Source organism: Stenotrophomonas sp. YJH_SMC_40 (assembly GCF_059368615.1).
Window position 1 is genome coordinate 432,536 of sequence record NZ_JCAFRX010000005.1, and the last position, 7,674, is coordinate 440,209.

The 7,674-nt window shown below is 68.4% G+C and carries 6 protein-coding genes; 2 read left to right on the top strand and 4 right to left on the bottom strand.

The window, feature by feature from the left end:
• Positions 1-85 precede the first annotated feature (85 nt).
• Positions 86-802 carry an MgtC/SapB family protein gene (locus AC5P6X_RS12510; RefSeq protein WP_005416969.1) on the top strand — a complete coding sequence of 239 codons (717 nt, stop codon included), beginning with the start codon at positions 86-88 and terminating at the stop codon, positions 800-802.
• Positions 803-873: 71 nt separating this feature from the next.
• On the opposite strand, the gene AC5P6X_RS12515 is transcribed toward AC5P6X_RS12510, so the two are convergent.
• On the bottom strand, positions 874-1,281 hold the full coding sequence (locus AC5P6X_RS12515) for a MerR family transcriptional regulator (protein WP_005413733.1): 408 nt from the start codon (positions 1,279-1,281) through the stop codon (positions 874-876).
• 63 nt (positions 1,282-1,344) lie between these two features.
• Here AC5P6X_RS12515 and AC5P6X_RS12520 point away from each other — a divergent pair, with 63 nt between their 5' ends.
• Entirely contained in the window at positions 1,345-2,172 is an 828-nt protein-coding gene (locus tag AC5P6X_RS12520; protein WP_099604938.1) for a class I SAM-dependent methyltransferase, read from the top strand.
• Positions 2,173-2,252: 80 nt separating this feature from the next.
• On the opposite strand, the gene AC5P6X_RS12525 is transcribed toward AC5P6X_RS12520, so the two are convergent.
• From AC5P6X_RS12525 to AC5P6X_RS12535, 3 genes are all read right to left on the bottom strand, one after another.
• Positions 2,253-2,543, bottom strand: a complete 291-nt coding sequence (locus AC5P6X_RS12525; protein WP_495215487.1) for a DUF6959 family protein — start codon at positions 2,541-2,543, stop codon at positions 2,253-2,255.
• A gap of 121 nt (positions 2,544-2,664) precedes the next feature.
• A complete protein-coding gene (locus AC5P6X_RS12530) occupies positions 2,665-3,501 on the bottom strand; it encodes an OmpA family protein (RefSeq protein WP_005409988.1) in 837 nt (278 codons plus the stop codon).
• 62 nt (positions 3,502-3,563) lie between these two features.
• The coding region (locus tag AC5P6X_RS12535) for a YadA family autotransporter adhesin (RefSeq protein WP_495215488.1) at positions 3,564-7,674 on the bottom strand (4,111 nt) is incomplete at its 5' end.

Genomic DNA, 7,674 nt, shown 5'->3' on the forward strand with positions numbered 1-7,674 from the left:
CCTGACTAACCACGCGTGGCGTGGACCGCTGGAAATCCACGCATGGCGTGGATCTACTGTCACCATGACCGGGTAGACTCCGGCCATGCGCTTCATTGAGACCTTCCAGGCCGGTCCCTTCGCCGACACCGTGGTGAGCCTGCTGGCCGCCTTCGTGCTGGGCACGCTGATCGGCGCCGAGCGCCAGTACCGGCAACGCACCGCCGGCCTGCGCACCAACGTGCTGGTCGCCGTCGGCGCCGCAGCCTTCGTCGACCTCGGCATGCGCATCGCCGGCAGCGCCGAGGCGGTACGGGTGATCTCCTACGTGGTCTCCGGCGTCGGCTTCCTCGGTGCCGGCGTGATCATGAAGGAAGGCATGAACGTTCGCGGCCTCAACACCGCCGCCACCCTGTGGTGCTCGGCGGCGGTGGGCAGCTGCACCGGCGCGGACATGCTGGCCGAAGGCGTGCTGCTGACCGTGCTGATCATCGCCGGCAACACCCTGCTGCGGCCGCTGGTCAATGCGATCAACCGCATCCCGATCAACGAGGCCGCCACCGAAGCCACCTACGAAGTGCGCCTGAGCGTGGATGCCGACGCCGTGCCGCGGGTGCGCGAGCGGTTGGTCGATGCGCTGGAAGCGGCGCAGTATCCGGTCGGTGATGTGCAGGTGGTCGAACATGCCGACGCGCCCACCGATGTGATCGCGGTGCTGGTCAGTACCGCCGTGAGTGCCGATGAACTGGATGTGGTGCTGGCGCGGATGGAGCAGGTGCCGGGCGTGCTGCATGCCACCTGGGAAGTCAGCACCCGCGATTGATTCATCCACGCATGGCGTGGATCTACCGAGGTCGAGGTGAAGTAGATCCACGCCATGCGTGGATGCTTCTCTCACCCACCCGCCATGCGCTGCTGTGCGCGCAGCAGCTTGCGGAATGAACCGCACTGCCGCGCGTCCTGCGCTTCCGGGCAGGCCGCCGCGCGCTGCAGGTGCCGGCGCACCCGCTGCAACTGGGTGATCTGCCGCTGGAGCACATCGGCCTGTGCCAGCAGCGCCTCACGGTCCAGCGAGATACATCCATCCTGCGGCGGCAGCGACAACCCGATCTGCTGCAGCGACAATCCGGCCGCCTGGCCAAGACCGATCAGCGCCAGCCGTTCCAGCACGCGCTCGTCGTACTGCCGGCGCAGGCCGCGACGGCCCAGTGCCTGCAGCAGCCCAAGCTGTTCGTAGTAGCGCAGGGTCGAGGCCGGCACGCCACTGCGCTTGACCACCTCGCCGATATCCAGTTCACGCACGGGCTTGACCTCAAGTGACCTTCAAGCGCCAACCTATGGGCGACTTCCCCGCAAGGCAAGACCATGACCAGTACATCCCCCGTTGATCAGAACGCGCTGTGGAACGGCCCCGGCGGTCAGATCTGGGTTGCGCAGCAGGCCATCCTCGACGGCCTGTTCCAACCCCTGGCCGACCTGCTGGTCGACGAACTGCCCGACACCGTCACGCAACTGCTGGATGTAGGCTGCGGGACCGGTGCCAGCCTGCTGGCCTCAGCCGCCGCACGCCCGTCGGCGCACTGCACCGGCCTGGACATCTCCGCGCCGATGCTGGCGCTGGCCCGTCAACGCGCCGAGGCGGCAGGACTGGACGCAGACTTCATCGTCGCCGACGCACAGCAGCATCCGCTGCCCACCGCGCACTTCGACTGGATCCAATCGCGGCTGGGTGTGATGTTCTTCGAAGACAGCCAGGCCGCCTTCGCCAACCTGCACCGTGCCGCGCGACCGGGTGCCGGCCTGCGTTTCATCGCCTGGCGCAGCGCAGCGGAGAACCCGTTCATGACAACGGCCGAGCGCGCCATCGGCGATGCACTGGATCTTCCGCCCCGCGCGCCCGGCGCACCGGGCCAGTTCGCCTTTGCCGATGGCGAGCGTGTGCAGCACCTGCTGCAGGCCGCCGGCTGGAATGACGTGGAGGTTGTTGCGGTCGACCTGCCCTGCTCGCTCGCCCGCGAAGACCTGCCGACCTATGTCGGCCAGCTGGGCCCGTTGGGCCTGGCACTGCGCAATCTGCCCGAAGACCGGGCCACCTCGCTCCGGAACAAGGCGGTAGCGGCATTCACCCCGTTCATCGAGGGCGACCGCGTACGCGTGGATGCCGCCTGCTGGCTGGTCCGCGCCCGCGGCTAGGAAAAGGGGACGGAGGGGATTAAGTCGCTCTTGCCCCGAGTGTGCCGGAAACGACTTAATCCCCTCCGTCCCCTTTTTCCCTACAGCGCCTCGCCGGCGTCGGCCAGGCGCGATTCGATCAGCGCATACCACTGCTGCAGCACGTCGATCAGCATGTCCAGCTCGTCGTCGGTACGCTGTGCGCGGCCACTGCGCAGGCAGGCCTGGGCTTCCTGCAGCTGGGCCAGGAACCCCGCCACGGTGTCTGCCTGCAGGATCAGCCCCGGCAGGCGCCGCCCGGGAATGCGTACCACGGCATGGTTGCCGAGCTGGCCGTACACGCTGAGTGTGGTTTCCGTCTTCATGGAAAGAGGCAGGAATTGAGCGTTCATCGCGTGCACCATGGGAAACCTGAGCCGCCGGCAGGCGTGGTCAACGGGGGAGACGTAACCACGTCCTGCCGACGGTCAGGGGGGACTCGGGATACCGGGGCATGGCCCCGGTGCGGGACTCTCAGCGCGGTTGGGCGATCCCAGCGATCTGCACGCGACGGTTCGGCGCCAGGCAGGCGATCAGCTCGCGCCGATTGCGCTGCTCGCACTGCACGATCGGCTCGGCTGCGCCCCGCCCTTCGGCGCTGATGCTGGCCGCAGGCACCCCGCCCTGCACCAGCGCGCTGCGTACGGCCTCGGCACGTCGCTGCGACAGGGTCTGGTTGTAGCTGGCACTGCCGATACGGTCGGTGTACCCGGTCACCCGGATCGACTGCACCTGCGCAGCCTCGCGCACCTGCGCCAGGATGCCCTGCACCGCCTGCTGGCCTTCGGCGCTGAGTACCGCGCTGTCGAATCCGAACAGCGCGTCGGCCGACAGCCGCAGGGGTTGCTCCGGCAGCGGTGCCGGTGCAGGCGGCGCCGGTGGCCGTGGCGGTTCGATCACCGCCGCGCACGACTCCGGCTTCCAGTAGCCCCCCTGGGCGATGCCCTTGCTGTCGAAGCGCACCTGGAACTGGCAGGTGAAATACTCCGCGCCCTGCGCGGTGCGGAAGTTGAACAGGTAGTTCCACTCGCGCACGCCCCACATGCCTTCGTTGAAGTGCGGCGTGCCCAGCAAGGTATACAGCTGCCGCTTGCTCATGCCCGGCGCGAATCTGCGCAGGTCGGCGACGTCGGGATAGATGCCCTCCTTCAACGAAGCCTTCGACGCCTCCGGGAACTGCACGGCGGTGGTGTCGGCAGGACGGTCGGCGGCCGGCGCATGGCTGCGGCAGGCGGCCAGCAGGCCCATCCCCAGGACCAGGCCCAGCACTGCGGCCATCTGGCCGGTGCGGGCGATGCGATGCTGTTTCATGTCATTCCCCCCTTTGGACGTTTCCGCGATGCCGGGCCGCGCGTGCGGCCCGGCCGCGGGGATCACCACTGGATGCCGGCACCGACGGCCACACCGGCCTCGCCACGGCTGTTGGTGGAGCCGCTGAACTTGTAGATCCAGCGACCACCTTCAGAGACACCGGAGATACCGATCGCCACGCCCGACTCGCCGTTGTAGCTGCCAGCGGCGACCGAGGCCATGCTGCGGCCCGCTTCGCTGGGCTGCGGCAGCGCTGCGGTGGCCATCGCCGACGCGATACCGGCCGACGCGCGGTTGTCGGTCTTGCGCAGGTCGCGCTCGAAGCCGCCCATGCGCTCGTCGGTGTACGCCTTCGACCAATCCAGGGTCTGCGCCATGCCCGACTTCAGCTGGTCCACGTTGACCGCGTCGGTACCGGCGGTGCCGGCGGCGACGTTGCGCACCGTGGTCGGGCCGCTGTTGGTGCTGCCCAGGGTGACGCTGTTGTAGTTGGTCGCACCGTTCACCGTGGTGTCGTAGCGGATCGTGCCCTGCTGCGAGGCCTGCAGCTGGCGTACGTTGACCGCATCGGTGGCCTGCGAACCGTCGGCCACGTTGACCACCTGGCGTTCGGCACCAGCGGCACCCACCGAGACCGTGTTGGCCCGGTTCGCCACCGAACCCGCACCCAGCGCCACCGAGTTGTCGGCCTGCGCCTGCGAACCATTGCCCAGCGCGGTCGAGTTGGCGCCGGCTGCGGTTGAGCCTGCACCACCGGCGGCCGAGTTGGCACCGCTGGCGGACGGGTCGGCCAGGTTGTTGGTGTTGTTGGCGCGGAAGCTGCCGGCTACGTTGGTGATGTTCTGGATCTTCTGGTCGGTGTACTTCTTCGACTCGTCGATGGCGTAGTTCACGCCGTTCTTCAGCTGGCCGACATTGGTTGCGTCGTACGTATCGGAACCGTCGGCGACATGCGTGATCTTGCGCTCACTGCCAGTACTGCCGACCGAGACCTCACCGGCCGAGTTGCTGGCACCGGTCTGGCCGTAGGCACCGGTGTAGCCGCTCTGCGCACCGACGCTGGCCACCGAACCTGCACCCAGTGCCACGCTGTTGCCGGCACTGGCGCTGGCGCCGTTGCCGACCGCCACGCTGTTGGCACCGGCCGCACTGGCCTGCGGGCCGACCGCCACCGCCTCCGCCCCGGCCGCCGTTGCGGCCGCTGCCGTCGAGTTCACCGCCAGGTAGGCACTGCCACCGCCGCCGTTGGTGATGCGCTGGTTGAGGACCTTCAGCGAGCCGTCCACCGCAGTGAAGGCGGCGGTGACATTGTTGTAGTCGCCGCTGGTGAAAGTGCCATCGGTAGCGATGCTGGAGATGCTGAACTTCGGCGCGGTCCACACGTTGGTGGTGCCGTTGTAGGCGGTGGTGCCACCGAAGTAGTTGGCGATGGTGCTGTGGGTGCTGAACAGCTGGTCGCCGGTGATGGCATCGCTGCTGCCGGCCAGGATGCTGCCGGCGGCGACGTTGGTGATCTTCACCGCGCCGGTGCCGGTGCCCGTCAGCGTCACGCGGTTGAGCACGTTGCCGCTGGCGTCGACGTCGTACTTCACGGCCAGCTTGTCGATCTCGCCGGTCTGGTCGGCAACGTTGGCCAGCGAATTGCTGACCGCGTCGAAGGCGGTACCGACGTCGTTGTAGTTGCCCTTGGTAATCGTGCCGTTGGCGGCGACGTTGTTGATCGAGTAGGTCGGTGCGGTCAGCACGCCGCTCGCGTTGACCGCCGCGCCACCTCCGAGGTGGGTGGCAACTGCCTGGTTGGCCGCAAACAGCTGGGCACCGTTGATGGCCTCGCTGCTGGTGGCGCTGACCTGGCCCGGGCCCAGGTTGCGCAGCGTGGTGGCGGTGCCGCTCTGGCCCAGCGTGGCACTGGCGTAGTTGACGCTGCCGTCGCCGTTGAGGTCATAGCGCAGGGCGCCCTGCTCCGACGCCTGCAGCTGGCCCAGGTTGACCGCATCGGTAGCGGCGGTACCGGCGGCCATGTTGGTGACCTGGCGTTCGGCACCGGCCGCACCGATGGACACGCTGTTGGGACGGTCGGCCAGGCTGCCGGCACCCACCGCGATACTGTTGGCGGCGGTGGCGCGGGCGTTGGTACCGACCGCGATCGAGTCGGCGCCGGTGGCCAGCGCCTCGGTACCGGTCGAGTTCACCCGCAGGTACTTGGTGCCACCGTTGCGGATATCGGTGATCTGCGTGTTGAGATTGACCAGCGAGCCGTCGACCGCGGCGAAAGCATCGGTGGCGTTCTCATACAGGCCCTTGGCGATGGCGCCGCCGGTGGAGATGGTGCTGATCTCGAACAGCGGTGCAGTGAACGCGCCGCTGGCCGGATCGAAGGCCGCGCGGCCGCCGAAGAAGCTGGCGATGGCAGCATTGGTCGCCGCCAGCTGGCCGCCATTGACCGCTTCCAGGCTGCCTGCCGTGACCGCACCGCCGGCCAGGTTGCCGATGGTGGTGGTGCCGGTGCCCGCGCCAAGCGTGACACGACGGTAGTTCGGATTGCCGCCAGCATCCAGGTCGTAGGTGACGGCGGCATCGGCCACGCCGTTGATCAGGCTGATCGCGCCCTTCAGCTGGGCTACGTTGACCGCATCGGTGTTGACGCTACCGGCAGCCACGTTGGTGATCTGGCGCTCGCCACCACCGGCGGTGCCCACCGACACTTCGCCCGCCGAAACCTGCGGAGCAGTCAGGCCGTAAGCACTGTAGCTGGCCTGCGCGCCGCGCAGTGCGGCCGAGCGGTAGCCCAGTGCGACCGAGTTGGCCTGGTTGGAGGTGGCTTCAGCACCGAGCAGGGTCTGCCCGTTTGCGGTACCGACGGCACTGTCGCCGACGATCACCGAATGGCCCATGCGCGCAGCGTAGTCGGCGGTCGGTACACCGGTCGGATTGCTCGGGTCGTTGACCCCATCACCCGGGAAGGCGACGTTGGCATCGACCTTCGGCAGTTCGTGCCGTGCATTGGCACCGATCACCACTTCCTTCGAACCGTTGGCGAAGGCGCCATCGCCCATCAGCACCTGGTAGTCCTGCGCGGCGTTCACGGCCCAGCACGAGATGTCAGCCAGGGCGACGTCCAGGCACTTGGCGGCCCACGCCGGCGAGTCCTTCGGCAGCAGCAGGCCCAGCAGGCCACCCGGATTGCCGTTGTTGATGTTGTAGATGTAGCTGTCGGAGGTGACGCCACCGATCAGGGTCAGGTGCGAGCTGCCACCGGTAGCGGCACCGCCCAGCCCGTTGAGGGTGCTGCCGACCGGCGACAGGTTGACCACCGGCAGGCCCAGCACATTGACCGTCGAGTAGGTCTGCATCACGTTGGCGTTGCTGAGCTTGAGGTTGCCGTTGCTCAGGTAGCCGTTGCCACCGAACAGGCTGGTGGTGGTCGGGCCGATCAGCTGCCCGACATTGCCGACCAGGCCGCCAGTGCCGATGATCAACCCCGCATTCGGATCGGCCGGAGCCGGCGCCTTCGGGCTGGTGGGCGGGATCGCCGAGGGCTTGGTCAGGCCGAGGCCACCGAGCGTGCCGCCGACCAGGCCGCCGACCGCGCTGCCCAGATTGCCGAGGGTGCCATTGAGGTTGCCGTTGAGCAGGTTGCCCACGGCACTGCCGACGTTGCCGAGCGTGTTGCCCAGCAGCCCACCCAGGCCAGTGCCGGAGCCGGTGGCGCCATTGAGCAGACCGCCGACGGAACCGACGGTGTTGTTGAGCGTGCCGCCGACCGCAGTGCCGACGCTGCCAACCGTGCCGCCGACTGCGCCACCCACGCTGCCGACGGTGCCATTGAGGGCGCCGCCGACCGCACCACCGACGGTGCCCACGGCTCCGTTCAGTGCGCCGCCCACGGCGCCTGCAGTGTTGTTGAGCGTGCCGCCTACGGCACCGCCGACGCTGCCGACCGTGCCATTCAGGGCTCCGCCGACCGCACCACCGACGCTGCCTACGGTGCCGTTCAGTGCGCCACCCACGGCGCCTACAGTGTTGTTGAGCGTGCCGCCTACGGCGCCGCCCACGCTGCCAACCGTGCCATTCAGGGCACCACCGACCGCACCACCGACGCTGCCTACGGTGCCATTCAGTGCGCCACCCACGGCGCCTACAGTGTTGTTGAGCGTGCCGCCTACGGCACCG